The organism is Allochromatium tepidum (genome assembly GCF_018409545.1).
Classification (GTDB): domain Bacteria; phylum Pseudomonadota; class Gammaproteobacteria; order Chromatiales; family Chromatiaceae; genus Thermochromatium; species Thermochromatium tepidum_A.
The window spans coordinates 43,368-67,871 of record NZ_AP024563.1 but is presented as its reverse complement, the minus strand read 5'-3'; the positions used below and the strand labels follow the sequence as shown (position 1 = coordinate 67,871).

General features: G+C 64.2%; 23 protein-coding genes and 1 pseudogene. 16 read left to right on the top strand and 8 right to left on the bottom strand.

The features are described from left to right. Positions 1 to 37 precede the first annotated feature (37 nt). Both Atep_RS00335 and Atep_RS00330 read left to right on the top strand, forming a co-directional pair. Positions 38 to 1,021, top strand: a complete 984-nt coding sequence (locus Atep_RS00335) for a DUF58 domain-containing protein (RefSeq protein ID WP_213379479.1) — start codon at positions 38 to 40, stop codon at positions 1,019 to 1,021. Next, positions 1,008 to 3,098 (top strand): transglutaminase TgpA family protein, encoded by a 2,091-nt coding sequence (locus tag Atep_RS00330; RefSeq protein WP_213379477.1) that lies wholly within the window; start codon positions 1,008 to 1,010, stop codon positions 3,096 to 3,098. The genes Atep_RS00335 and Atep_RS00330 overlap by 14 nt, the downstream gene beginning before the upstream one ends. Here Atep_RS00330 and Atep_RS00325 read toward each other — a convergent pair. From Atep_RS00325 to Atep_RS00305, 6 genes and pseudogenes are all read right to left on the bottom strand, one after another. Further along, complete coding sequence (locus Atep_RS00325) at positions 3,044 to 3,607, bottom strand: Uma2 family endonuclease (protein ID WP_213381317.1); 564 nt, start codon at positions 3,605 to 3,607, stop codon at positions 3,044 to 3,046. The genes Atep_RS00330 and Atep_RS00325 overlap by 55 nt on opposite strands. A 141-nt stretch (positions 3,608 to 3,748) precedes the next feature. Next, positions 3,749 to 4,363, bottom strand: a pseudogene (locus Atep_RS16325) (sensor histidine kinase); the annotation flags it as partial. Positions 4,364 to 4,366: 3 nt separating this feature from the next. Next, complete coding sequence (locus Atep_RS16320) at positions 4,367 to 4,768, bottom strand: hypothetical protein (protein WP_236786291.1); 402 nt, start codon at positions 4,766 to 4,768, stop codon at positions 4,367 to 4,369. Beyond that, entirely contained in the window at positions 4,735 to 5,529 is a 795-nt protein-coding gene (locus tag Atep_RS00315) for a PP-loop family protein (protein ID WP_213379475.1), read from the bottom strand. The genes Atep_RS16320 and Atep_RS00315 overlap by 34 nt, the downstream gene beginning before the upstream one ends. Beyond that, on the bottom strand, positions 5,456 to 6,094 hold the full coding sequence (locus Atep_RS00310) for a metallophosphoesterase family protein (RefSeq protein WP_213379473.1): 639 nt from the start codon (positions 6,092 to 6,094) through the stop codon (positions 5,456 to 5,458). The genes Atep_RS00315 and Atep_RS00310 overlap by 74 nt, the downstream gene beginning before the upstream one ends. Before the next feature lie 25 nt (positions 6,095 to 6,119). Continuing rightward, a complete protein-coding gene (locus Atep_RS00305) occupies positions 6,120 to 7,118 on the bottom strand; it encodes a zinc-dependent alcohol dehydrogenase family protein (RefSeq protein WP_213379472.1) in 999 nt (332 codons plus the stop codon). 187 nt (positions 7,119 to 7,305) lie between these two features. Here Atep_RS00305 and Atep_RS00300 point away from each other — a divergent pair, with 187 nt between their 5' ends. Further along, entirely contained in the window at positions 7,306 to 7,713 is a 408-nt protein-coding gene (locus Atep_RS00300) for a carbon-nitrogen hydrolase family protein (protein WP_236786289.1), read from the top strand. 171 nt (positions 7,714 to 7,884) lie between these two features. Here Atep_RS00300 and hemE read toward each other — a convergent pair whose 3' ends face one another. Further along, the gene (gene hemE, locus Atep_RS00295) at positions 7,885 to 8,949 is read right to left on the bottom strand and encodes a uroporphyrinogen decarboxylase (protein WP_213379470.1); all 1,065 of its coding nucleotides are present in this window, start codon (positions 8,947 to 8,949) and stop codon (positions 7,885 to 7,887) included. A 382-nt stretch (positions 8,950 to 9,331) separates the two neighbouring features. Here hemE and uvrD point away from each other — a divergent pair, with 382 nt between their 5' ends. The 7 genes from uvrD (at position 9,332) to Atep_RS00260 (ending at position 17,810) form a co-directional block, all read left to right on the top strand. Then, positions 9,332 to 11,515, top strand: a complete 2,184-nt coding sequence (gene uvrD / locus Atep_RS00290; protein WP_213379469.1) for a DNA helicase II — start codon at positions 9,332 to 9,334, stop codon at positions 11,513 to 11,515. Positions 11,516 to 11,555: 40 nt separating this feature from the next. Next, positions 11,556 to 11,990, top strand: coding sequence for a DUF29 domain-containing protein (locus Atep_RS00285; RefSeq protein WP_213379467.1), 435 nt, complete (start codon positions 11,556 to 11,558; stop codon positions 11,988 to 11,990). Between the two features lie 70 nt (positions 11,991 to 12,060). Then, entirely contained in the window at positions 12,061 to 13,275 is a 1,215-nt protein-coding gene (locus tag Atep_RS00280) for a 30S ribosomal protein S1 (protein WP_213379465.1), read from the top strand. Positions 13,276 to 13,300: 25 nt separating this feature from the next. Next, positions 13,301 to 14,485 (top strand): radical SAM family heme chaperone HemW, encoded by a 1,185-nt coding sequence (hemW, locus tag Atep_RS00275; protein ID WP_213379463.1) that lies wholly within the window; start codon positions 13,301 to 13,303, stop codon positions 14,483 to 14,485. Positions 14,486 to 14,586: 101 nt separating this feature from the next. Beyond that, positions 14,587 to 14,787, top strand: a complete 201-nt coding sequence (rpmE, locus tag Atep_RS00270) for a 50S ribosomal protein L31 (RefSeq protein ID WP_176976948.1) — start codon at positions 14,587 to 14,589, stop codon at positions 14,785 to 14,787. Between the two features lie 362 nt (positions 14,788 to 15,149). After that, positions 15,150 to 16,409 (top strand): malic enzyme-like NAD(P)-binding protein, encoded by a 1,260-nt coding sequence (locus Atep_RS00265; protein WP_213379461.1) that lies wholly within the window; start codon positions 15,150 to 15,152, stop codon positions 16,407 to 16,409. A gap of 105 nt (positions 16,410 to 16,514) precedes the next feature. Next, positions 16,515 to 17,810, top strand: a complete 1,296-nt coding sequence (locus Atep_RS00260) for a citrate synthase (RefSeq protein ID WP_213379459.1) — start codon at positions 16,515 to 16,517, stop codon at positions 17,808 to 17,810. A gap of 12 nt (positions 17,811 to 17,822) precedes the next feature. On the opposite strand, the gene Atep_RS00255 is transcribed toward Atep_RS00260, so the two are convergent. Next, complete coding sequence (locus Atep_RS00255) at positions 17,823 to 18,431, bottom strand: hypothetical protein (RefSeq protein ID WP_213379458.1); 609 nt, start codon at positions 18,429 to 18,431, stop codon at positions 17,823 to 17,825. Positions 18,432 to 18,712: 281 nt separating this feature from the next. Between Atep_RS00255 and Atep_RS00250 the strand changes: the two genes are divergently transcribed. The 6 genes from Atep_RS00250 to aroK all read left to right on the top strand — a co-directional run bounded on the left by Atep_RS00250 (position 18,713) and on the right by aroK (position 24,502). Next, complete coding sequence (locus Atep_RS00250; protein WP_213379456.1) at positions 18,713 to 19,774, top strand: pilus assembly protein PilM; 1,062 nt, start codon at positions 18,713 to 18,715, stop codon at positions 19,772 to 19,774. Beyond that, positions 19,774 to 20,346, top strand: a complete 573-nt coding sequence (locus Atep_RS00245) for a PilN domain-containing protein (RefSeq protein ID WP_213379454.1) — start codon at positions 19,774 to 19,776, stop codon at positions 20,344 to 20,346. The genes Atep_RS00250 and Atep_RS00245 overlap by 1 nt, the downstream gene beginning before the upstream one ends. 55 nt (positions 20,347 to 20,401) lie before the next feature. Beyond that, positions 20,402 to 21,001 (top strand): type IV pilus inner membrane component PilO, encoded by a 600-nt coding sequence (locus Atep_RS00240; protein WP_213379452.1) that lies wholly within the window; start codon positions 20,402 to 20,404, stop codon positions 20,999 to 21,001. Beyond that, positions 21,001 to 21,519 (top strand): pilus assembly protein PilP, encoded by a 519-nt coding sequence (locus Atep_RS00235; protein WP_213379450.1) that lies wholly within the window; start codon positions 21,001 to 21,003, stop codon positions 21,517 to 21,519. Before Atep_RS00240 ends, Atep_RS00235 begins: the two co-directional genes overlap by 1 nt. Before the next feature lie 100 nt (positions 21,520 to 21,619). After that, positions 21,620 to 23,899: a type IV pilus secretin PilQ gene (locus tag Atep_RS00230; RefSeq protein ID WP_236786287.1), complete on the top strand. Its 2,280-nt coding sequence runs from the start codon at positions 21,620 to 21,622 to the stop codon at positions 23,897 to 23,899. Positions 23,900 to 23,977: 78 nt separating this feature from the next. Then, positions 23,978 to 24,502: a shikimate kinase AroK gene (gene aroK, locus Atep_RS00225; protein WP_213379447.1), complete on the top strand. Its 525-nt coding sequence runs from the start codon at positions 23,978 to 23,980 to the stop codon at positions 24,500 to 24,502. Positions 24,503 to 24,504: the final 2 nt, after the last annotated feature.

Here is a 24,504-nt window from a genome sequence, read left to right as displayed (position 1 = left end):
GAGCCGAATCTTGAGCGCAACGACACGTCCTGACGCCATGTCCCAAGTCTCCGACAGCCTCCGCGAGCGCGCATACCGCTATTTCGACGGCCTGCTGCGCCGGGTGCCGCCCGGACCGGACGGCGTGGCGCGTGTCGGCGGGCGTCAGATCTATATCGTGCCGACCCGCGCCGGGTTCATGTATGGCGCGGTGATGCTGGTGATGCTGCTCGGATCACTGAACTATCAGAACAACCTGGGACTGCTGCTGACCTTCTTCCTGGCTTCGGTCGGGCTGGTGGCCATGCATCATGCTTGGTTCAATCTGCTGGGGCTGGCGGTGCAGGCGCGCGGCGGATCACCCGTATTCGCCGGGGAACGGGCGCGCTTCGAGGTGGCCGTGCGCGCCGAGGGCGAACGTCCGCGCCATGACATCCGTCTGCGCAAGAACGGCGAGACGCCGACGCCGGTTCATATCGGCGCCGGGGATCAGGCGCTGGTCGCCCTGGCCGTGCCGACCGAGAAGCGCGGCTGGCATCGGCTGACCGACGTGATGGTCGAGACGCGCCATCCGATGGGATTGTTTCGCGCCTGGACCTATGTCGCCACTGAGGCCAAGACGCTGGTCTTCCCCAAACCCGCACCCCAGGCGCCCGAACCGGGCCATGACGCCGGCGACAGCCCACGTCCGCATCGCACCCGTCATGAAGGGGCGGAAGACTATCTCGGCTCGCGCGGCTATCGTCCGGGCGACTCGATCCGACACATCGATTGGAAGGCTTACGCGCGCGAACGCGGGCTGGTGGTCAAGCAATACGGCGGCGAGCAGGGCCAGGAGGTCTGGATCGACTGGGCACGGCTCAACGCGCCCGATCCCGAGATCCGGCTCGGACTGCTGACGCGGCAGGTGCTCGACGTCAGCGCCGGCCAGACGCGCTTCGGTCTGCGTCTGCCCGGCGCGGTGGAGGGGCTGTCCCAAGGCACGGCTCATACCGAACGCTGTCTGACCCGATTGGCACTCTTCGGCCATGCACAAGACTGATTCCATCGCACCCAAGATCGATCGCATCCCGGCGGACGAACGGCCCGAGCGTCATCAGATCCTCTGGACCACGCTACTGGTCGCGGCGGCGTGCGCGCCCTTCGCGCGCTATCTCGACGGTCAGGTAACAGCCTTCCTGGCCCTGATCCTAGCCATCCGGCTGGTGGCGCTGCACCGGCCGGCGGCACTACCCAACCGCCGGATTCGCGCCCTGCTGGCCTTCGCCGGTCTGGGCAACTGTCTGGCGGCCTATCACACCGTCACCGGCCAGGACGGCGGCTCGGCGCTACTGGCGACCATGATCGTTCTCAAGCTGCTGGAGCTCGACACCAAGCGCGATCTGCGTCTGGTGCTAATCCTGCTCGGGTTTCTGAGCGTGGTGCAGTTCCTGTTCGACGAATCCTTCCAGCTCACCTTCTATCTGGGACTGATCGCCCTGGGTCTGGTCACGCTGCTGACCGAACTCAATGGCGGACTGGGGGCGGCGGGTCTGCGCCCGGCGCTGCGGGTGAGTGCGCGACTGGCGCTCCAGGCCATCCCGCTCACCATCGTGCTCTTCGTGCTCTTTCCGCGTCTGACCGCGCCGCTCTGGAGTCTGGGGATCGACAGTTCCAGGGGCTTGATGGGCATGTCGGACAGCATGGAGCCGGGCAACATCAGCGAACTGGCGGTCAATGGCGAACTGGCCTTTCGCGCGCGCTTCGCGGACCGGCGTCCGGATTCGAATCAGCTCTACTGGCGCGGTCCGGTGCTGTGGAAGATGGATGGACGCCGCTGGACGCCGGGTGCACCGCCGTCCGACCGGCAGCAGCCGGCGCGACTGATCGAATCGTCCGACCCGATCGAGTACGAAGTGGTCATGGAGCCGACCAAGCAACGCTGGCTGTTCGCGCTCGACATGCCGGTCAGCGAGCCGGAGGGCACGGCGATCAGTCCGGACCACCAGTTGCTGTCGAACCAGCCGGTGACGGCGCTCAAGCGCTACAACGCGCGCTCGGTCCTCAGCTATCGCACCGCTGAGCCGGACGAGCGGGTGCGCGCGCTGGCGCTCGCACTGCCCGACAATGTCACCCCCCGGATGCGAGCCCTGGTCGAGGACTGGCGTACCCCGGGCGGCAATGGCTCGGATGGTCGCGAAGAACGCGCCGACGACTGGACACTCGTCCAACGGGCGCTGGCCCATTTCAACCGCGAGAACTTCTATTACACTCTGCTGCCGCCCAAACTCGGCGCCAACCCGGCCGATGAGTTCCTGTTCGAGACCCGTAGCGGCTTTTGCGAACACTATGCCGGCAGTTTCGCGCTCCTGATGCGGATTGCGGGCATCCCGTCGCGCATCGTGCTCGGCTATCTCGGCGGCGAGACCAACGAGTTCGGCGGCTATACCATCGTGCGTCAGTCCGACGCCCATGCCTGGGTCGAGGTGCTGATCGAGGGACGCGGCTGGGTGCGGGTCGATCCGACGGCGGCGGTCGATCCGTCGCGCATCGACAATCGCGTGGCCACCGAGCTGCTCGGGGCCGGCGCCTCTGTGCGCTTCGATCTCGGCGAGGCGGCGGCACTGGCACGCTGGATGCGCGATCTGCGTTTGCTGGGCGACACTCTGGAAGCGACCTGGCAGAACTGGGTGCTGGATTTCTCGGCTCAGGATCAGCGCCGGCTCATGGATCGGCTCGGGCTGGGCGCCTGGCAGGAATATGGACTGGCGGTGCTGATGGTGCTGGCCGTCTCGCTGACCCTGGGCGGCATCCTGCTGGTCCTGATGCGCGAACGCACCGAGCGCGACCCGCTCGAACGGCTCTATGCGCGTCTGTGCCGGCGGCTGGCCGGTGTCGGACTGCCGCGCCTGCCGCACGAGGGGCCGGGCGACTATGGTCGGCGCATCGCCGCCGCGCGGCCGGATCTGGCCACGGATGTCGGCGGTTTCCTCGCGCTCTATGTCCCGGCGCGCTATGGCGAGCGATCCACGCCCGAGACGCTGCAACGGCTGTCCAATCTGCTGCGTGACTTCCAGCCCAAGGCTCAATCGGTCCAGAGCGCGTTCAAGGGGAAGGTCACGGCCTCGAACGGCGGCTGACTGACGGGGCTGTCGTCCTTGAGCGTATCGAGCAGCAGCCAGTGCCCGTCGGCCTGGAGCCGGTAGACCTCCAGCGTCCGCGTCTGCGGATCGATCAGCCACAGATGTTCGACGCCCTCGCGCGCATAGATCGGCCGCTTGATCGCGCGATCCTTGGCGGCCGTGGAGGGCGAGAGGATTTCGCACACCCAATCGGGAGCCAAATCGAACCAAGCCGTATCCGGAATGGCGGGCATCCGCTCGCGCCGCCAACCGGCCAGATCCGGCACCAGGACATCGGCGCCGAGGTGTAATTCCGGTTCGTCGAAGATCCACCAGCCGCCCGGCCCACCGATACTGCCGTCGAACGGGCCGCCGATCAGGTAGCCCAGAGCCGAATAAGCACGCGCATGCTTGGCGGCCGGACGCGGTTGCGTATACAGGGTGCCGTTCAAAATTTCGCCCACCAGATGTTCTGGCAGGTCGAGTATGTCATCGTAACAGGCCGGCTCGAGGGCGGCTTGAGACATAGGCGTCTTCCTCCAGACTGAATGTTGAGCCTCAAGATAGCGCACGCGCCGCCGCTGTGCGCGTGCGCGCGACCCACTGCGCCACGGTCGCGTGCAGCTCCTTGAGTCCGAGCCGTGCGATTGCCCTGGCGCCAACCCCAGTCCGGTACCGTCGTACTGACGCGCCGGCCGGTTGTCGAGCTGCACGAACGGCTGGAACAACCGCTCGAACTGCTCGCGCGGGATGCCCACACCCGTATCCCAGATGCCGAAACACAGCTCACCACGCTCGGGATCGGCCTGGACGTCGAGTCCGATCGCCCCGCCCTCAGGCGTGAACTTGACCGCATTGCCCAGCAGATTGACCAGCATCTGCTTGAGCCGCCGACTGTCGCCGCGCACCAACCACGCCTGAGGATCGATCGCCAGCGAAACCCTGAGTCCCTTGCGCTTGGCCGCCGGCCCGATCAGCCGCAGACTGGCCTCGCAGATCTGATCGACCGGCACCTGATCCCAGCGCAGATGCATCTGGCCCGAGGCCACGCGCGACATGTCGAGGATGTCGTTGATGAGTTCCAGCAGATGGGTGCCGTTCTCGTGGATCATGCGCGCCGCCTTTTCCTGCTGGGCGCTCAGCGGACCGAGCAGGCCATCGCCCATGGTCTCGGAGAGTCCCAGGATGGAGGTCAGGGGCGTGCGCAATTCATGGCTCATGGCGGCGAGGAACTCGTCCTTGGCCTGGGCGGCGCGCGCCAACTCAGCGTTCGCGCGATCCATCTGTCACGCCACAGCCGTCGCGGTGGCGATCGGGCGTCCGATGGAGCGATCGACCAACCACATGAGCAGCAGCGCCGCGCCGCTCATCAGGGCGCCGGTGAGGATCAGGTTCCAGAGCTGATGCTGACGGGCGGCGATCTGCACGCGCGCCAGGGTCGTCTCGCGATGGGCGAGCGCCGACTCGACCACCCGGTCGAGCAGGTCGGTCGGTTCGCGGTCGATGCCACGTACCTGCCGGTCGACCTCAAGCTTCAGGGCCAGCGTCAGGATGTCCGACGAGGTCTCCAGGATCTCGGCCTCGCGGCTCGCGGCCTGAGTGAGGCGGTGGAAACCGTGGAGACTGGCGAGCAGGTTGAGCGCGAGGATCGCGATCAGTCCGAGGGCGAGCTTGGCTCGGATCGGCATGTCCAGCCCGGTTCAGGCAGTTCGCCCTCGACCATGATCGGCCTGAGGGCATGGAGGATACTGGAGAAGATCGTGCTGTGTTCGGCTTCCTCGCGCGCCAGCAAGGCTTTCATGTGCTCGCGTCGGGTCGGCCTGGTGAAGCAGGCCGGGCAGGAATCCGGGATCACGGGCAAGCCGGCACGACGGGCGAAGTCGGCCGTCTGGCGCTCGCGGCAGTAGACCAGCGGACGGATGATGCGCACATCGCCGTCCTGGTTGCGATAGTGCGCCTTCATGGTGCGCAACTGACCGCCGTGGAACAGCGACATCAGCAGACTCTCGGCCAGATCGTCGAGATGCTGCCCCAGCGCCAGCACGTTGTAGCCATGTTCGCGACAGAGCCGGTACATGATGCCGCGCTTCATGCGCGAGCAATAGGCACAGAACGAATCGCCGTCCATGTGCGTCTTGGCCTGTTCCATCAGCGGCTGCTGTTCATAGTGCCAGGTCAGACCGAGCCGGTCGTAATAATCCTTCAGTCGCTGCGGATCATAGCCCGGCACCTCGGGATCGACGGTGAGGACCGCCAGCTCGAAACGGACCGGGGCATAGGTGCGCAGATGGGCCAGGATCTGTAAGAGCGAGAGCGAGTCCTTGCCGCCGGAGACGCCGAGGAGGATGCGATCCCCCTCGCCGATCATGCGGAAATCAGCGATGGCCCGCCCGACCTGGCGCAGCAATGACTTGGGCGGTTTGACCGATGGGGTGCTTGGAGTGTTCATGGCGCGGAGTGTAGCGCACTCCCCGTCTCGGGACCGACAGCGGAAAGCGGTAGCTCTCGACGCGCCATTCGTCGGCGTCGGCGATCAGCACCAGACAGGACGGTCCGCCGTGGGTGCGCGAGCGCCCGGCCGCGCCCGGATTGAGCACCCAGGGCCGTGCGTCGAGATCCGTTTCCAACCGATGGCTGTGACCATAGACGATGGCGCGCGCCTCGGGGAAGCGCGCGCGCAACAGGGCATGACGGTTGCGCGCCGGGATCTGATGGCCGTGGATGAGCACCAGCGAGCCGCCGGGCAACGGCTGCTCCAGCCACTCGGGCAGGTGCACCAGCAATCGCCGGTCTTCCTCCGGCCACTTGCGCGCCACGTCGTTGTTGCCGAAGACCGCCAGCACCCGACCCAGACGCGGCTGGAGCTGGGAGAGGATCGCCGCATGACCGATGTCGCCGCCGTGCAGCGCCAGATCGCAGTCGTCGACGATCTCGCGCACACGCGGATCGAGCGCACCGTGGGTATCGGAGAGCAGCGCCACCCGCACCCGCTTCAAACTCGGAATGGTGTTCAAGCACACCTCGGTCGGATCATCGGCCTCACTCCAGATTCAAGACCAGCTTGCCCGTCACATGGCCCTGTTCGAGCAGACGATGCGCCTCGGCGGCTTCGGCGAGCGCAAAGGTCTGTGAGACATGCACCCGCAGATCACCGCGATCGATGAGATCGCCGCAACGGCGCAGGATCTGGCCCTGATGCAGCCGGGCGCGCGGCAGATCGTAGAGCATCGGGGTCAGCATCAGCTCCAGGCTCAGACGCAGATTGCGCAGTCGGGCTTCCTTGAGATCCAGCTCGGGGCCGGGATCGAGGATCGTCACCAGATCGCCATAGTGCGCCATGGCCGGGATGGTGCGACGGAAGACCTCGGGGCCGACCGTGTCCAGGGCGATGTCGACGCCCTGCCCTTCGGTCCAGTCCATGACCGCCTCGACCAGATCCTCGTCGTGATAATTGATGCAGAACTCGGCGCCGAGTTCATGCGCGAGCGCGGCCTTCTCGGGACCGCTGACCGTGGTGCAGACACGCGCACCGGCCAGCCGCGCGAGCTGGATGGCGACATGGCCGACGCCGCCGGCCCCGGCATGGATCAGCACCCGCTGACCCTCAGCGAGCCGCGCCCGGTCGTGCAGCGCCTCCCAGGCCGTCAGCAGCACCAGGGGCGCGGCGGCGGCCTCGACCATGCCGACGGCGCGCGGCCTGGCCTGGACGAACTGCTGATCGATGACGCGATACTCGGCATAGTTGCCGGCCGCACCGCCCAACCCGCCGTGACAGAACCAGACCTCGTCGCCGGGCTTGAAGCGGGTCACGTCCTCACCGACCGCCTCGACCACACCGGCCCCATCGCAGCCGAGCACGGCGGGCAGTCCCTCCGGGAGCATCGGACCGCGTTGACGGATCTTGGTATCGATCGGATTGACACCGGCGGCACAGAGTCGGACACGAATGTCGTCCGGCCCGGTCAGTTCGGGCAGCGGACGTTCGACCAGTCGCAACACCTCGGGGCCGCCGGTTTCCTGTATCTCGATGACATTCATCCGGAAAAATCCTCTCGTTTCAGGTCTCGCCTACCCGAAGCGCACGACGGGGCGGCTTGAGACATCAATGACTTGGATGTAGGGTGGATCGCGTGTTCAGACAAGTCCACAGACTCAGTATGGCGCACGAGGCGACCGAGGACCGAAAACGGCACGCCGCTCAAGGAGGCCCTGCGCGACATGGGCGGTGCGCTACAACATCAACATCATCGGCGGCTCGCATCCGACGCGCATGCCCAACGTCTTCGTGCCCTTCTGTACCGACGAGCGTCAGTCCTATCTGCGGGTGCGCTACTGCTGTCAGGCGCGCGCGGTCGAGAACCAGTGCTATGTCGTGATGTCGGGCAACGTCGGCAATCTGCCTAACGTGCACAACATGGACATCCAGTACGCCCAGAGATGCATCCTGACGCCCTGCGACTTCCCCTTCGCCCGCGACGGTGTGGCCGCCGATACCACGCCCAACGTCGAGACCGTGGCCTTCGCCGATCTACGGCTGGAGGCGCTACGGGCGGCGCACAACGGCGGGACGGTGCAGAACCTCAAGGATCGCCGGCACGATCTCTACACGACCGTGTGGCGCGAGAAGGGGTAGGTTTTGGGGCTTCAGGGCTTTCGAGCTGACCGGGGCGTTGGCGGCCCGAGTGTCGACCGGCGGGGGTGTTGGCCGCATGGATGCGGCCATCAAGCCTCCAGGGACGGATTCACGGCGCCCCCCGCCGGTCGACACTCGGGCCTTGGGCTGTCGTGGTCGAACCGAACGCGATCAGGCGTGATAGGCGCGGCTGAGCTCGTGCACGGCGGCGATCATGGCCGCCGGGCGCTCGGGATCGACGTCCGTGGTGATGCCGTGGCCCAGGTTGAAGACATGGCCCGAGCCGTGACCATAGCTGGCCAGGACGCGTGCGACCTCTTCACGGATGCGCTCGGGCGAGGCATAGAGGGTGCAGGGGTCCATGTTGCCCTGGAGCGCGACCCGATCCTCGACCATCCGGCGCGCATCGGCCAGATCCGTGGTCCAGTCGACGCCGAGTGCGTCACAGCCGGTCTTGGCCATGTCGCCGAGCCACTGACCGCCGTTCTTGGTGAACAGGATCACCGGCACCTTGCGGCCCTCGGCCTCGCGGGTCAGACCCTCGACCACGCGCTGCATGTAGGCCAGCGAGAACTCGCGATAGTTGGCCGGCGCCAGCGAGCCGCCCCAGGTGTCGAAGATCATGGTCGCCTGGGCGCCGCGTGCGACCTGGGCGTTGAGGTAGGTGGTCACCGAGTCGGCGACCTTTTCCAGCAGGCGATGCAGCAGCGCCGGCTGGTCGAACATCATCGCCTTGATCTTGGAGAAATTCTTGCCGCCGCTGCCCTCGACCATGTAGGTCGCCAGGGTCCAGGGGCTGCCGGAGAAGCCGATCAGCGGCACGCGGCCGTTGAGCGCGCCGCGAATGGTGGAGACGGCGTCCATCACGTACTTCAGTTCGCCTTCCGGGTCCGGGATCGGCAGTTTCTCGACGTCGGCGGCTGTGCGCACCGGGCGTTCGAAGTTCGGACCCTCGCCTTCGGCGAAGTACAGACCCAGGCCCATGGCATCGGGCACGGTCAGGATGTCGGAGAACAGGATGGCGGCATCGAGCGGATAGCGCTCGAGCGGCTGGAGCGTGACCTCGCAGGCCAGCTCCGGATTCTTGCACAGATCCATGAAGCTGCCGGCCTTGGCGCGCGCGGCACGGTACTCGGGCAGATAGCGTCCGGCCTGGCGCATCATCCAAACCGGTGTGTAATCAACGGGTTCGCGCATCAGGGCGCGCAGGAAGGTGTCGTTTTGCAGCTGGGTCATGAATCGGGCTCGATCTTGAATGGGGTGAAAACCAGGGGTCGAGCCGTGCATTCTACTACGGCGAGGGCTCTCGGGTACGCCCTTGCGCGAGAACTGTCGAAGGCGTAGATTGTGGGCTAAATTTTAATCTTGAAAATCAATGACTTGAAAATGGATAACCTGTTGAAAACCCTGTGGATAACTTGTTGATAATGTGTGCGCAAAAAATCAGGGTGTTTTCTATGCACATTTCACTCACAGGTTATCCACAGCCGTCTTTGCTCTCAACACACTGATCAATATTGAAAAATCAGACTTATCCACTTATCCACAGACCTTATAACTACTATCTTTATATCTATATAAGATAGTTATTAAGAGGTCGTCGGTTTAAAATCGCCCGATGGACGTTTCCCCCCTGCTCAACTCACTCAACGCGGCGCAACGCGAAGCCGTTTCCGCCGATCCCGGCCATCTGCTGATCCTTGCCGGTGCCGGATCGGGCAAGACGCGCGTGCTCGTTCACCGCATCGCCTGGCTGCTTCAGGTCCAACAGGTCCAGCCCTGGTCGATACTGGCCGTCACCTTCACCAACAAGGCCGCACGCGAGATGCGCGGTCGACTCGACGAGATGCTCGGCACTCCGGTCGGCGGCATGTGGGTCGGTACCTTCCATGGTCTCGCCCATCGCTTTCTGCGCGCGCACTGGCAGGATGCGGGTCTGCCCCAGCAGTTCCAGATCCTCGACTCGGACGATCAGCTTCGGCTCATCAAGCGCCTGCTCAAGGAGATGCAGATCGACGAGGCCCGCTGGCCGCCCCGTCAGATCCAGGGCTTCATCAATCGCCAGAAGGACGAGGGACTGCGTCCGCATCACCTGTCCGAGACCGGCGACTTCGTTCGGGACAAGATGATCGCGGTCTATCGCGAATACGAAACGGCGCGCATTCGCAGTGGGTCGCTCGACTTCGCGGATCTGCTGCTGTGCACGTTGGAGCTGCTGCGCGAGCGGGCGGACATCCTCGGTCATTATCAGCGACGCTTCGCTCATATCCTGGTCGACGAGTTCCAGGACACCAATGCCATCCAGTACGCCTGGCTGCGTCTGCTCGCCGGCAGCGACAATCATCTGTTCGCCGTCGGCGACGACGATCAGTCCATCTACGGCTGGCGCGGGGCCAAGGTCGAGAACATCCAGTCGTTCCAGAAGGACTACCCGACGACCCAAACCATCCGGCTGGAACAGAACTACCGTTCCACCGGCACCATCCTGGCCGCCGCCAATGCGCTGATCGCCAACAACCCCACGCGACTGGGCAAGAACCTCTGGACCCAGGACGACGCCGGTGAGCCGATCCGCCTCTATACGGCCTTCAACGAGGTCGACGAGGCGCGCTTCGTCATCGAGCGCATTCGCCGCTTCATCGACGAGGGGCATCGGCGCGATGAATGCGCCATCCTCTACCGCACCACGGCCCAGTCACGGCTGTTCGAGGAAGCGCTGATCCAGGCCGGTATCCCCTATCGGGTCTATGGTGGGCTGCGTTTCTTCGAGCGTGCCGAGATCCGCGACGCGCTCGCCTATCTGCGTCTGATCGCCAATCCGGACGACGATGCCTCGTTCGAGCGGGTGGTGAACCTGCCTACACGCGGCATCGGTGAGCGCACGGTCGATCTGGTGCGTGAGCAGGCACGTGCGGCCGGCGTCTCGTTGTGGCGAGCGGCGCGCGAACTCAGCACGAGCGGGGCATTCAGCCCGCGCGCGAGCAACGCGCTACGCGGCTTTCTCGATCTGATCGATAGTCAGCGTGAAGCGAGTGAGGGTCGCGCGCTCAGCGAAATCGCTGACCGCGTGATCGAAGTGACCAGATTGATCGAGCACTTTAAGAACAGCAAGGACGGCAAGGGGCAGGATCGGATCGAGAACCTGGAGCAGCTCGTCGAGACCGTCAGCCGGTTCGAGCAGGATCTGTCCGACGAGGAAGGCGATCCGCTCGGTGCCTTCCTGGCCCATGCCGCGCTGGAGGCCGGCGAGGCTGAAGCCGATCCGTTCGAGGACAGCGTGCAGCTCATGACGCTGCATAGCGCCAAGGGGCTGGAGTTTCCGCTGGTGTTCCTGGCCGGAATGGAGGAAGGGCTGTTTCCGCACAGCCTCTCGGCTGACGATCCGGCGCGGCTGGAGGAAGAGCGGCGGCTGTGCTACGTCGGCATGACGCGCGCCATGCGCCGGCTCTATCTCACTCAGGCCGAGAGTCGGCGGCTCTATGGACGCGAGGAATATCCGGCGCCGTCGCGCTTCCTGCGCGAGATCCCGCCCGAATTGATCGAGGAAGTCCGCGGCGGCGGTGTCGCCCGGCCGGCGTTTGCGCCGAAATCCGCTATCGGTAGTCCGGCCAAGCATTCGGCCGGCGCCCAGGCGCCCGCAGGCTACCGGCTCGGCCAGCGCGTGCGTCATCCCAAGTTCGGCGAGGGCGTGGTGCTCAACAGCGAAGGACGCGGCGCCCAGGCACGTATCCAGATCGACTTCAAGGGCAGCGTCGGGGCCAAATGGCTGGTGCTGACCTATGCACGGCTGGAAGCCGTTTAGACGCTTGGACGCTTCAGAGATAGCCTTGGAGATCGCCCACATGCACAGCTACGAATCCGACATCATTGCCTGGGCCAACGAGCAGGCCGGACTGTTGCGCGCCGGACGATTCGATCTGCTGGACATCGCACATATCGCCGAGGAGATCGAGGACGTGGGCAAGAGCGAACAACGCGAGTTGGCCAATCGTATGGCCATACTGCTGAGCCATTTGCTCAAGTGGCGCTATCAGCCGGAGCAACGCGGCGCGAGTTGGGAAAGTACGATTCGCGAACAGCGACGCGCCCTAGCCCGCCGTCTGCGCAAAACGCCCAGCCTCAAATCCTGTCTCGACGATCCGGATTGGTGGTCCGATGCCTGGCTGGATGCGCGCACCCTGGCGACCAAGGAAACCGGTATTGCGTTCGATCGCTTCCCATCCGATTGTCCCTGGACGAGCACCGAGGCGCTCGACGAGCACTGGCCATCCGAATAATCCGCGATCTCAAGCACGATCCGCCCTACAATAGTCCGTTTCATCCATATCCCACGGCGTTCGTCCCACCATGTCCGAGTCCGCAAGCTTCGAAGATCTGCTCAACGAGTTCGACCAGACCCATCCACAGGCCCAGAAAGGTGAGCCGACCGTGGGCGACAAGGTCAGCGGCACCCTGATCGCGATCGGCGAGGAGTTCGCCTTCGTCGACCTGGGCGCCAAGTCCGAGGGTCGGCTCGATCTGGCCGCGATCCGCGACGCCGAGGGCCAACTCAAGTACGCCGTCGGCGACACCGTCGAGACCCATGTCACCGGCAAGGACGAAGAGAGCGGGATGCTGCTGCTCGGCAGCCAGCATGGGCACAAATACCATGGTCTCGACGAACTCGAACGCGCCTATCGTCAGGGCCTGCCGGTCCAGGGTCAGGTGACGGGCGCGGTCAAGGGCGGGTGCGAGGTCCGGGTCGCCGGTATCCGTGCCTTCTGCCCGGCCTCGCAGATCGATATCCGCTTCATCGAGGATCTGTCCGAATTCGTCGGCCGGAAGCTCGACTTCCGGATCACCAAGTTCGAGGGCGGACGTCGGCCCAATCTGGTGGTCTCGCGCCGCGCGCTACTGGAAGAAGAACAGCGCATCAAGGCCGAGGAACTGCGCGCCCAGCTCAAGGAAGGCGCGGTCCTCACCGGCACCGTGACCTCGCTCAAGGACTATGGCGCCTTCGTCGATCTCGGCGGACTGGAGGGCATGATCCACATCAGCCAGCTCGCCTTCGGCCACGTCAAGCACCCCAAGGAGGTGTTGCAGCCCGGCCGGCAGGTCGAGGTCAGTGTGCTGCGCATCGAGCCGGCGACCGACGGCAAGAAGCGCGAGAAGATCGCGCTCTCCATCCGCGCCCTGAGCCGCGATCCCTGGCTCGACGCCATCGAGCAGTTCCCGGCCGGCACGCGCATTCAGGGCCGTGTCGCGCGCTTGCAGCCGTTCGGCGCCTTCATCGAGCTGGCGCCCGGTGTCGATGGCCTGGTCCATATCAGCGAACTGGGCGCCGGTCGGCGCGTCCAGCATCCGAGCGAGGTGCTCAAGGAAGGCGATGAGGTGACGGCGACCGTGCTTGGCGTGGATCTGGAGCGGCGGCGTATCAGTCTCTCGCTCGACGAGAGCCGCGAGGTCGATCCAACGGCCGCCGTGGTCGTCGCCGTCACTAAGCCGCCGGCGGCCAAGCCGGCTGAGAAGACCATGGGCAGCTTCGGTGCCCTGCTTCAGGAAAGCCTCAACAAGGGGCGCTGAGCGGACCAGACGAGCGCCATAGCCCGTGGATTCGTTCGCGCCTTTACAGCGACCGCCGGCGCTCTACGTCCATCTGCCCTGGTGCGTGCGCAAGTGTCCCTATTGCGACTTCAACTCGCATCCGGACGGCCGTGAGGCGCCGCCGTTCGATGCCTATGTCGAACGGCTGTTGCTGGATCTCGACCTGGAGCTTCGCGAGCCGGCGGCACGTCGTCCGATCGGTTCGATCTTCATCGGCGGCGGCACGCCGAGCCTGTTCCCAGGCGCGGCGATCCGTCGTCTGCTCGACGGCATCCGCGCGCGCGTCGAACTGATCCCCAACGCCGAGATCACCCTGGAGGCCAATCCGGGCACGGTCGATGCCGCGCATTTCGCCGCCTATCGCGAGGCGGGTGTCGATCGGCTCTCGATCGGCGTGCAGAGCCTATCGGCAGGGCATCTGGAACGACTCGGACGCATCCACACGCCCGACGAGGCCCGCGAAGCGGTGCGCATCGCGCGCGCTCAGGGGTTCGACAACCTCAATCTGGATCTGATGTTCGGTCTGCCCGGTCAGACGCTGGAGACGGCGCGCGCAGACCTGGAGGCACTGATCGCGCTGGAACCCGAGCACGTCTCCTACTATCAGCTCACCGTCGAACCCGGCACCGCGTTCGGCGCCTGTCCGCCCGAACTGCCGGACGCCGATCTCGTCGCCGATATGAGCGTCGAGGGCGCCGAGTGTCTGGAGGCCGCCGGTTATGGACGCTATGAGACCTCGGCCTATGCGCGTCCCGGACGCCGGTGCCGGCACAATCTCAATTACTGGCGTTTCGGCGACTATCTGGGCATCGGTGCCGGAGCGCACGGCAAGCTGACCGAGCGCCGCACACCGGAAGACGACTCCGCGCCTTGGCGCGTCCGGCGCACCGAGAAACCGGCCCGTCCGGATCGCTATCTGGACGCCGATCCCCGCCGACCGCTCGGAACGCGGCGCTTCCTGAGCGAATCGGACCTGGTGCTCGAATTCGCCCTGAACGCCTTTCGGCTCACCGATGGGTTCGAGACGGCGCTCTTCACCGCGACCACCGGACTGCCCTGGTCACGGATCGCGCCTGAAGTACAGGCCGCCGTGCGCGATGGGTTGCTCGATCTCAGCCGTGATCATCTCACCCCTACCCCACTCGGGCGTGATTTTCTCGACGATCTGGTCGCGCGGTTCGTCTCCTGACCGATCGCGCATCGCTTGCAGTGATTGCGTGCCTGGATTCGAACTGGTAAATTGCCGCGTTTTACAAGAATTTTTACGCCCATGTGGGCCAAAGGGTCATCATGAAAGAAGGAATCCACCCCGAATACCATGACGTGAAGGTGGTCTGCAGCTGCGGCAACGAATTCACGACGCGCTCCACCAAGGGCAAGGAGATGCACGTGGAAGTCTGCTCCGCCTGCCATCCCTTCTATACCGGCAAGCAGAAGGTGCTCGACACCGCCGGTCGCGTCGACAAGTTCCGTCGCAAGTATTCCCGCTGAGATCCACGGGATCTGCCGGCAGGGTCTTCCCGCGCATCGACCGTCCGGCGCAGTCCGAGATCGCCCTTCGCCGATAGGCGCCGCACCAGCCCCCTGGTTCGGCGTCTGTTCGTCTGCGCGCGAGTCGCTGTGTGAAGCGCGCGTTCGCGTTCATCCATCATCGGGATCACCCGCTTCTCGGGTGATTCGATATTGCCCCACTCTATCGATTCGGCGTCATCCATTTGACTCGCCGCCCGTGCGCGACGATCATGGCGCCCTGTTCGTCCGCCCGCGCGCGTGTTCCGCCATGTCACCCCAGCCTCATTGACTCGGAAGCTCGTCGACCCTGGGCGCCTTCCTCATCTCATGCGGAGACCATCGTGACCGATTCGCAGAACAAGGCCCATCCGGACGCCGACCTCAATCGTCAGGCGCTCGACTTCCACGCCCTGCCGCGACCGGGCAAGATCGGCACCGAGGTCACCAAGCCGGCGGTGACCCAGCACGATCTCTCGCTGGCTTATACGCCGGGCGTGGCCGAGCCCGTGCGCCGGATCCACGCCGACCCGGATCTCGCCTACAGCTATACCAACAAGGGCAATCTGGTCGCGGTCATCACTGACGGCACCGCCGTGCTCGGTCTGGGCAATGTCGGCGGACTGGCCGGCAAACCCGTCATGGAAGGCAAGGCGGTGCTCTTCAAACGCTTCGCCGACATCGATTGCTTCGACATCGAGGTCGACGCCGAGAGTCCGCAGGCCTTCATCGAGACGGTGGCGCGTATCGCTCCGACCTTCGGCGGCATCAACCTGGAAGACATCGCCGCCCCGCACTGCTTCGAGATCGAGCAGGCGCTCATCGAACAGCTCGACATCCCGGTCTTCCACGACGATCAGCACGGCACCGCCATCATCATCGCCGCCGGTCTGCTCAATGCCCTGGAGCTGCAAGGCAAGACGCTCGCCGAGGCCCGCATCGTGGTGCTGGGCGCCGGCGCGGCCGGGATCGCCGGCGTGCGTCTACTGCTGGCGCTCGGTGCGCACCGCGACAACATCTTCTGCGTCGACCGTCAGGGCATCATCCATCTCGGTCGTCAGGATCTGAATCCCTACAAGTTCGGCGTGGCGGTCGAGACCGAGAAACGCACCCTGGCCGAGGCCATGGAGGGCGCGGACGTCTTCATCGGCGTCTCCGGGCCGGATCTGGTCGCGCCCGAGATGGTCGCCGCCATGGCGCCGCGTCCGATCGTCTTCGCCCTCTCCAATCCGGTGCCCGAGATCCGCCCGGCCGTGGCGCTGGCGGTACGCGACGATCTGGTGATGGCCACCGGGCGTTCGGACTATCCGAACCAGATCAACAACGTGCTCGGCTTCCCCTTCATCTTCCGCGGCGCGCTCGACGTGCGGGCCTCGCGCATCAACGAGGCCATGCAGATCGCCGCCGTCGAGGCGCTGCGCGCCCTCGCCCGCGAACCCGTCCCGGCCGAGGTGTTGGAAGCCTACGGGCTGAAGGAACTGAGCTTCGGGCCGGACTACATCATTCCCAAGCCGTTCGACCCGCGTCTGCGCGAGCGCGTGCCCGCCGCCGTCGCGCGCGCGGCCATCGACGGCGGCGTGGCCCGACTTCCGACCGACCACTGAAATCGACCCGCCCGCAGGCGTCGATTCGGATCTATGGACCACTAACCGGTAGGGTTCGGCGCCCGACGCATGTCGGCGTCGAACGACTCGTCCAGGAGCGAGCCCATGACGAACGAAACCATCACCGTCATCAACAACGTCACCGGTGAGCGCCGTGACTTCCCCCTGCGACAGGGTACGATGGGGCCGCCCGCCGTCGACATCTCCTCGCTGTACAAAGAGGCCGGATTCTTCACCTATGATCCGGGCTTCATGTCGACGGCCAGCTGCAACAGCCACATCACCTATATCGACGGCGAACAGGGGATCCTGCTCTATCGCGGCTATCCAATCGAGCAACTGGCCACCAAGGCGAGCTTCCTGGAGGTCGCCTATCTGCTGCTCTACGGCGATCTGCCGGGCGAGAAGGAACTGGTCGGTTTCGAGCGGTTGATCATGCGTCACACCATGCTCAATGAGAACCTGAAGAACTTCCTCAACGGGTTCCACTACGACGCCCATCCTATGGCCATGCTCATGGGCGTCGTCGGCTCGCTCTCGGCCTTCTATCACGACTCGCTCAGCGTCAACGACCCGCGTCATCGCGAGATCGCCGCCCATCGTCTGATCGCCAAGATCCCCACCATCGCGGCGGCAGCCTACAAGCACAGCGTCGGCGAGCCGATCATCTATCCGCGCAACGATCTGCGCTATTGCGCCAACTTCCTGCGCATGATGTTCGCCACGCCCTGCGAGGACTACAAGCCGACCCTGATCGCCGAGAAGGCGATGAACCTGCTGTTCATCCTCCACGCCGATCATGAGCAGAACGCCAGCACCTCGACCGTGCGTCTGGCCGGAAGTTCGGGGGCCAATCCCTTCGCCTGCATCGCCGCCGGCATCGCCTCGCTCTGGGGTCCGGCGCATGGTGGGGCCAACGAGGCCGTGCTCGACATGCTGCTGGAGATCGGCGACGTCAAGAACGTCCCGAAATACATCGAGAAGGCCAAGGACAAGGACGACCCCTTCCGGCTGATGGGCTTCGGCCATCGGGTCTACAAGAACTACGACCCACGCGCCAAGATCATCCGCGAGGTCTGCTATCAGGTGCTCGACGAGCTGGCCGACACCAACAATCCGCTGTTCGAGCTGGCGATGAAGCTCGAAGAGATCGCGCTCAACGACGAGTATTTCGTCGAACGCAAGCTCTATCCGAACGTCGACTTCTACTCCGGCATCATCTATCAGGCGCTCGGCATCCCACGCAACATGTTCACCGTCATGTTTGCCGTCGCGCGCACCGTCGGCTGGGTCTCACACTGGCTGGAGATGATGGACGACCCCAACAACCGCATCGGCCGGCCGCGCCAGATCTACCGTGGGCCGAACCAGCGCGACTATCTGCCGATCTCCAAGCGCTGACGCCGGCGCGATTCAAGCCCCCTCGTTCAGCATCCGCTCCACATCCGCGAGATCCGCGCCCAGACTGGGCCGGTCCGTGACGGGATCGAGCGGCGGCTGACGACGGGCGCGCGGCGACAGCACGATCAATTCGACCGGAATCCCGCCGGCCAGGAATCCAAAGGCGGGATGGACCTTGCGCTGCCCGCCCGCATAGCGCAGTGTGCGTTCGCCCTCGCGCCAGGGGATGCCCTGGTCGGCGAGTTTGAAGAGCACATCCTCAGGTCGGTCGGCGAACAGGAACAGCTCCACGCCATGCTGCCGATCCGCCACCCCGTGCAGCGCCAGGCCGATCAGGCGCGGCTCGAACTCCGACAGCATCCGCATCGCCTGCACGGCCTCGTGTTTGAGCAGACGGCTCTCGTGACCGTGCTCCGCGCCCTGGAACAGCCGGCGTTGCGCGAGGACCGCCTCCTTGAGCACTTCGTTCGAGGGCCACTGACGCCGATCCGAGATGCCCGTGCGCTCGGCGGCCTTGCGTCGTGCCGACTCGAAGTCGGTCAGCCCCTGCTCGACCATGATGCGCGCGGCCTCGTAGGCCAGGTGTTCGCGTCGGCTGTTCGAGCGATCGGGATTGGGCATCGGGCGACCTCCAGCGTGTCGTTTTCGTGCAACAGTTGGTATTCCTGTCAAGGCGGGAGCGGGCGTCGCAGCGAAAAAATTGCAGGAGCCTCGGCCATACGCGCCTAACTGACTGATGGATCGAGTTTAACGTACTCGGATACGGCCTCGACAACGGAATCGACATCGGGGCGGATGTGTCTATAATGAGTCGCGGTATTTCTCGAACCTTGGTATCTTCATAACCGTTACGCGTCTGTACGATCATCCACTTCGCGACGGACACGACCAGCGAGATCACTATGTTTGGCCTCACGCGCAAGAACAGTCCGCTCCTGGGGATCGACATCGGTACGACAGCCATCAAGTTGATCGAACTGTCGCGGACCGCCACGACGCCCGTACCACGCTTTCGGGTCGAGCACTATGCGATCGAGCCGCTTCCGGGCACGGCCATCGTGGAGAAGAAGATCGTCGAACACGAGGTGGTCGGCGACGGCATCCGACGCGCGCTGATCAGGTCGGGCGCCAAGACCAAGCGGGCAGCCGTCGCCCTCGCGGGATCCTTGGTCATCACCAAGGTCATCAATATGCCCGCCGCACTCAAGGACGCCGAGATGGAGAGCCAGATCCAGCTCGAAGCCGACCAATACATCCCCTATCCGCTCGAAGAGGTCAACCTCGATTTCAGCGTCCTCGGCCCCTCGCCCAGCGATCCGGCGCTCGTCGAGGTGTTGCTGGCCGCCTCGCGGCGCGAGAACGTCGACGATCGCATCAGTGTCCTGGAGATCGCCGGACTCACGCCTCTGGTGGTCGACGTCGAGGCCTATGCCATGGAGCATGCCTGTTCGATGTTCCTGGACGGCAAGGAGGCGCCCATCCTGGGCATCGTGGACGTGGGGGCGTCCACCACCACGCTCCACGTGTTCAGCGAGGGGCGGATCATGTACACGCGCGAGCAGAATTTCGGCGGCCGGCAACTCAGAGAAGAGGTGCGGCGCCGTTATGGTCTCACGGACGAACAGTCCGCGCAGAAGATCCGCGACGGCGATGTCGCCGACACCTATGAGATCGATGTGCTCAACCCATTCAAGGAGGCCCTGGCCCTGCAGATCGGACGGGCGCTCCAGTTCTTCTATTCCGGGACGACCTTCAGCCGTGTCGACCGGATACTCCTGGCCGGCGGCTCGGCCGGCATTCCGGGAGTCGATGCCCTGGTGGAGGAGCGGCTCAGGATCCCCACCACGGTCGCCAATCCATTCAGCCAGATGTCGTTCGCGTCTCGCGTCAATTCCAAGTCACTCATGCGAGAGGCGCCGGGAATGATGGTGGCCGTCGGCCTGGCCTTGCGAGGGTTCGACTGATGGCACGCATCAACCTGCTTCCCTGGCGCGAGGCGGCGCGTCAGCAACGCCGGCAGGAATTCCTGACGGCCCTGGGGATCGCGCTCGGTCTGACCGCCGTGGCCGTCGCACTGGTGCATTTCTATTTCGAGGACCGGATCAGCGGTCAGCAGGCGCGCAATCAATATCTCAAGACCGAGATCGCCGCGCTCGACCGCAAGATCAAGGAGATCGCGGAGATCGAGAAGACCAAGGCCGACCTGCTGGCGCGCATGGACATCATCCAGCGTCTGCAGAAGAGCCGGCCTGAGATCGTGCGCCTCTTCGACGAACTGGTGACGGCGCTGCCCGAGGGGGTCTATCTGACCAAGCTGGAACAGTCGGAACGCACCGTCACACTCGAAGGGCGTGCTCAATCGAATGCGCGCGTCTCGGCCTTCATGCGCCGGATCGAGGGTTCGCAATCCATTGGTCAGCCGCGCCTCATGCTGATCGAGAACAAGGACAAGACGGGGACCGGGCTCAGTCATTTCCGTCTCTCGTTCAGTCAGGTCACACCGAAAAAGGCTTCGGCCCCGAAGCCGGCCGGTTAGGACCGCAACCTCCATCCGGGCGAGTCAAACAGCCATCCGCGCGGGAGCCGACGTCATGGATCTCAACGAACTCAACCAACTCGATCTGAACAGCTTCGGTGAATGGCCTGCCCCGATCAAGGCGGTCGCCATCCTGATCGCCTGCGTCGTCCTCGGCGGTCTGGCCTACTATTACGACACCAGCGGTCAGCTCGAACGGCTCGCCCAGGAGCAGAGGACCGAACAGGATCTGCGCACCAGCCTACAGACCAAACAGCAGAAGGCCGCGAACCTGCAAGCCTATCGCGATCAGCTCGCCGAGATGCAGGAGTCCTTCGGGGCCATGCTCAAGCAGTTGCCCAATCGCACCGAGGTCGCCGCGTTGCTCGTCGACGTCTCGCAGACGGGATTGGCCAATGGACTGGAGTTCGAACTCTTCCAGCCCGAGAACGAGATCGCGCGTGAGTTCTATGCCGAGCTGCCGATCCGCGTCCGGGTGCGCGGCAACTATCACGATTTCGGACGGTTCGTCAGCGGGCTGGCGGCCCTGCCGCGTATCGTCACCATCCACAACGTGCAGATCTCCGGGGGGAGCGGGCAAGGCACGGCGGGTGAGCCGATTGCCCTGGAGGCCACGGTCAAGACCTATCGCTATATGGAAGAGGAGACGAAGTGATGATCACACATCGACTCCTATGGCTGTCCGTCGCCCTGCTGCTCGCCGGCTGCGGCTCTCACGACATGAGTGATCTCCAGTCCTATGTGCGCCAGGTCAATGCGCGTCCGCCCGGTCCTATCGAGCCGCTGCCCGTACTCGAGCCACCCGAGACCTTCGTCTATGAGCCGGGCGAGCGGCGCGATCCCTTCCACTCCGATGTGCAGTCCGAACCCGAGCAGATGGCGGCGACCGATGACGGTCCGGCGCCGGATCCCAACCGGCCCAGGGAAGAACTCGAAAGCTATCCGCTGGACTCGCTGCGCATGGTCGGTACGCTCGAGCAGGACGGTACGCGCTGGGGCCTGATCCGCACCAAGGAAGGGGTCGTGCATCGTGTTACGGTCGGCAATTACATGGGACAGAATCATGGTCAGATCATTTCGATCGGCCTGGACGCGATTCAATTGAACGAAATCGTCTCCGACGCCCCCGGCAAATGGCGCGAGCGCGCGGCCTCGGTGGCGTTGAGTAAATGAGATCCTGGAGGGGGACCACATGAACAGCCCGTGTCAGAGAGATCGTGCGGTCGGAGTCGATCGTTCAAAGGGGGAGCGCGTGCGTTCCCGGATGGCATCCATGCTGCTGATGGCCCTGGCCATGCCGACGCCGGCGGCTGATCTACAGGACGTGCAATTTTCGGCCCTTCCGGGTAATCAGGTCCAGATCCAGTTGAACCTGAATGGTCCTGTCGCTCAACCCCAGACATTTGCGACCGAGTCGCCCGCGCGCATCGCCATGGATCTGCCGGGCGTGAACAGTCGACTCGCGAGCAAGTCGGTTCCGATCGGACTCGGTCCCGTGCATAGTCTGGTCGCGGTCGAGGCCGGCGGACGCACCCGCGTGGTGCTGAATCTCACCGATCCTGTGCCCTATGACGTCAGTACCTCGGGCAACCAGATCACGATCAAGGTCGCGGCTCAGGGGCGCACCGCGTCGACGCCGGCTCCGGCTCCCGCCGCCGCGCAAGCGGTGCAGACCGCCGCGCGGGCCGAGGCACGCGCCTGGAGTCAGCCGCCCCGGTCGCGTCAGACCGCCGGTGCGGGACCGGCGGTGCGCGACATCGATTTCCGGCGCGGCTCGACCGGTGAGGGTCGGGTCGTCATTCGGCTGCCGAGCGCCGATACTCGGGTCGCTGTGCGCGAACAGGCCAGCCGGGTCTATGTCGATCTCTATCACACCTCGCTGCCGCAGCGGCTGTATCGTCGGCTCGATGTCGTCGACTTCGCTACGCCCGTGACGCTGATCGAGTCGCGTCCGAATGGCGCCAACGTCGAGATCGAGGTCCAGACTCAGGGCGATTTCGACTACATGGCCTATCAGACCGATGAGCTGTTCACGCTCGATTTCAGGGCGCTGACGGCGGCGGAGAAAGAGGAGATCGCACGTCAGAAGGTCGTCTACGATGGCGAGCGTCTTTCGCTGAATTTCCAGGACATCGAGGTCCGGGCGGTGTTGCAGGTGCTGGCCGATTTCACCGATCTCAATCTGGTGGCCAGTGACAGTGTCGGCGGCAACATCACACTGCGCCTGAAGAACGTCCCCTGGGATCAGGCGCTCGACATCATCCTCAAGACCAAGGGATTGGCGATGCGTCGCAACGGCAATGTCATGATGGTGGCTCCGGCGCAGGAGCTTGCGGCTCAGGAGCAGCTCGAAATGGAATCGATGCAGAAGATCGAGGAACTGGCGCCGCTGCGTACCGAGTTCATCCAGGTCAATTATGCCAAGGCCGCCGACATCGCGGCTGTTCTGAGCGGAGCGGGGCGTGCTGCTTCCTCTGGTCAGGCATCGCCGGGTGCTCGTCAAACCGGTTCGGCGACGCGGCGTGATCAGGTTGGGGATTCCGGTCTGGCTCGGGCCGCGGCGGCGGCGGGAGTTTCGGAGCGTGGCATCCTGTCGCCGCGTGGTTCCCTGAGCTTCGATGAGCGGACCAATACCTTGATCGTGCAAGACACGCTGACCGCACTCGAAGAAGTGCGTCGGGTCGTCAACCTGCTCGATGTCGCCGTGCGCCAAGTCATGATCGAGTCGCGTGTCGTCATAGCAAGCAATAGCTTTGCTCGTGATCTCGGCGTGCGCTTCGGGGCTTCAGGTTCGCTGGGAAGCGTTGGTGGCAATGAAGTTCTGATCGGTGGTGGTCAAAATGGAGTTTTGGCTGTCGGAGATTATGATTCCGGCCCCTTCGGCCTTAATACGAGCACAGGCACATCTTACAATTCCACTCTAAAAGATGATGATGGAAATGCAACGCTTATCACAAATCTGCCAGCAACAACCATTCAACAAGCGGCGTCAGGATCAATCGATTTTTTGATTGGAAAAGTCGGTTCGTATTTGATTCAGTTAGAACTTTCCGCCATGCAGCGCGAGGGGCGCGGCGAAATCATTTCAAGCCCCCGTGTCATCACATCGGACAAAAACAAAGCAACGATCAAGGTTGGAACCGAAATACCTTATCAACAGCAGACAGGTGGATCTAGCGGCGCAACCTCTGTAGCTTTCAAGGAAGCCGTTCTACAGCTTGATGTCACCCCTCAAATCACGCCTGATGATCGAATCATCATGGATTTGGAAGTCAATAAAGACAACCCGGATTGGTCGCGTAGTGTTGCGGGCACTCCGCCAATAGATACGCGATCAGTGAAGACAAATGTACTGGTTGATAATGGCGAAACCGTTGTGCTTGGAGGTGTTTTTGAGCGTGAAAAAACCTTTAGCAAGGAACAGGTACCTTGGCTCGGTGATGTTCCAGTATTGGGTCGTCTATTTAAGCAAGCGGCTCGCCAGGACTCCAATAAGGAACTGCTGATCTTCGTGACGCCCAAGATCCTGAAGACCGACTTGGTCGAGCGATGAGATCCATGTCCCCATCGAATCGAGTCACCCTTGTCTCCGGCCTTGCCTAAGCGCCCAAAATCCGGCATACCTCTCTCCATGTTACGTGCACAGAACATCTTCATCGTCGGCCCGATGGGCGCCGGCAAGAGTACCGTCGGACGCCAACTGGCCGAGGCGCTGTCCTACACCTTCAAGGACAGCGACCACGAGATCCAGCGCCGAACGGGTGTCGACATCCCCACCATCTTCGAGTTCGAAGGCGAATCCGGCTTTCGCGCCCGCGAGCGTCAGGTCATCGAGGAACTGGTCGCCGAGGAGCGGATCGTCCTCGCCACCGGCGGCGGTGCCGTGCTGAGCCCGGAGAACCGCCAGGATCTCTCCGCGCGCGGCGTGGTCATCTACCTGCATTGCAGCCCCGAGCAGCAATACGCCCGCACCGCCCGCGATCGCAACCGCCCCCTGCTCGAAACCGAAGACCCGCTCGAGCGTCTGCGCGAGATCATGGCCGAACGCGAACCGCTCTACCGTCAAGTCGCCGATCTCGTGGTCTCGACCGAGAAACGCGGCACCAGCTCGGTGGTCAAGGAGATCTGCCGCCGGCTCGAATCCGAGGACGTCTGACC

What these genes read in the sequence shown, in the direction of transcription:
- Atep_RS00335 (WP_213379479.1), top strand. Translation starts at nt 38, where the DNA reads ATGTCCCAAGTCTCCGACAGCCTCCGCGAGCGCGCATACCGCTATTTC.
- Atep_RS00330 (WP_213379477.1), top strand. Translation starts at nt 1,008, where the DNA reads ATGCACAAGACTGATTCCATCGCACCCAAGATCGATCGCATCCCGGCG.
- Atep_RS00325 (WP_213381317.1), bottom strand. Translation starts at nt 3,607, where the DNA reads ATGTCTCAAGCCGCCCTCGAGCCGGCCTGTTACGATGACATACTCGAC.
- Atep_RS16320 (WP_236786291.1), bottom strand. Translation starts at nt 4,768, where the DNA reads ATGCCGATCCGAGCCAAGCTCGCCCTCGGACTGATCGCGATCCTCGCG.
- Atep_RS00315 (WP_213379475.1), bottom strand. Translation starts at nt 5,529, where the DNA reads ATGAACACTCCAAGCACCCCATCGGTCAAACCGCCCAAGTCATTGCTG.
- Atep_RS00305 (WP_213379472.1), bottom strand. Translation starts at nt 7,118, where the DNA reads ATGAATGTCATCGAGATACAGGAAACCGGCGGCCCCGAGGTGTTGCGA.
- hemE (WP_213379470.1), bottom strand. Translation starts at nt 8,949, where the DNA reads ATGACCCAGCTGCAAAACGACACCTTCCTGCGCGCCCTGATGCGCGAA.
- uvrD (WP_213379469.1), top strand. Translation starts at nt 9,332, where the DNA reads ATGGACGTTTCCCCCCTGCTCAACTCACTCAACGCGGCGCAACGCGAA.
- Atep_RS00285 (WP_213379467.1), top strand. Translation starts at nt 11,556, where the DNA reads ATGCACAGCTACGAATCCGACATCATTGCCTGGGCCAACGAGCAGGCC.
- Atep_RS00280 (WP_213379465.1), top strand. Translation starts at nt 12,061, where the DNA reads ATGTCCGAGTCCGCAAGCTTCGAAGATCTGCTCAACGAGTTCGACCAG.
- rpmE (WP_176976948.1), top strand. Translation starts at nt 14,587, where the DNA reads ATGAAAGAAGGAATCCACCCCGAATACCATGACGTGAAGGTGGTCTGC.
- Atep_RS00260 (WP_213379459.1), top strand. Translation starts at nt 16,515, where the DNA reads ATGACGAACGAAACCATCACCGTCATCAACAACGTCACCGGTGAGCGC.
- Atep_RS00255 (WP_213379458.1), bottom strand. Translation starts at nt 18,431, where the DNA reads ATGCCCAATCCCGATCGCTCGAACAGCCGACGCGAACACCTGGCCTAC.
- Atep_RS00250 (WP_213379456.1), top strand. Translation starts at nt 18,713, where the DNA reads ATGTTTGGCCTCACGCGCAAGAACAGTCCGCTCCTGGGGATCGACATC.
- Atep_RS00245 (WP_213379454.1), top strand. Translation starts at nt 19,774, where the DNA reads ATGGCACGCATCAACCTGCTTCCCTGGCGCGAGGCGGCGCGTCAGCAA.
- Atep_RS00240 (WP_213379452.1), top strand. Translation starts at nt 20,402, where the DNA reads ATGGATCTCAACGAACTCAACCAACTCGATCTGAACAGCTTCGGTGAA.
- Atep_RS00235 (WP_213379450.1), top strand. Translation starts at nt 21,001, where the DNA reads ATGATCACACATCGACTCCTATGGCTGTCCGTCGCCCTGCTGCTCGCC.
- Atep_RS00230 (WP_236786287.1), top strand. Translation starts at nt 21,620, where the DNA reads ATGCTGCTGATGGCCCTGGCCATGCCGACGCCGGCGGCTGATCTACAG.
- aroK (WP_213379447.1), top strand. Translation starts at nt 23,978, where the DNA reads ATGTTACGTGCACAGAACATCTTCATCGTCGGCCCGATGGGCGCCGGC.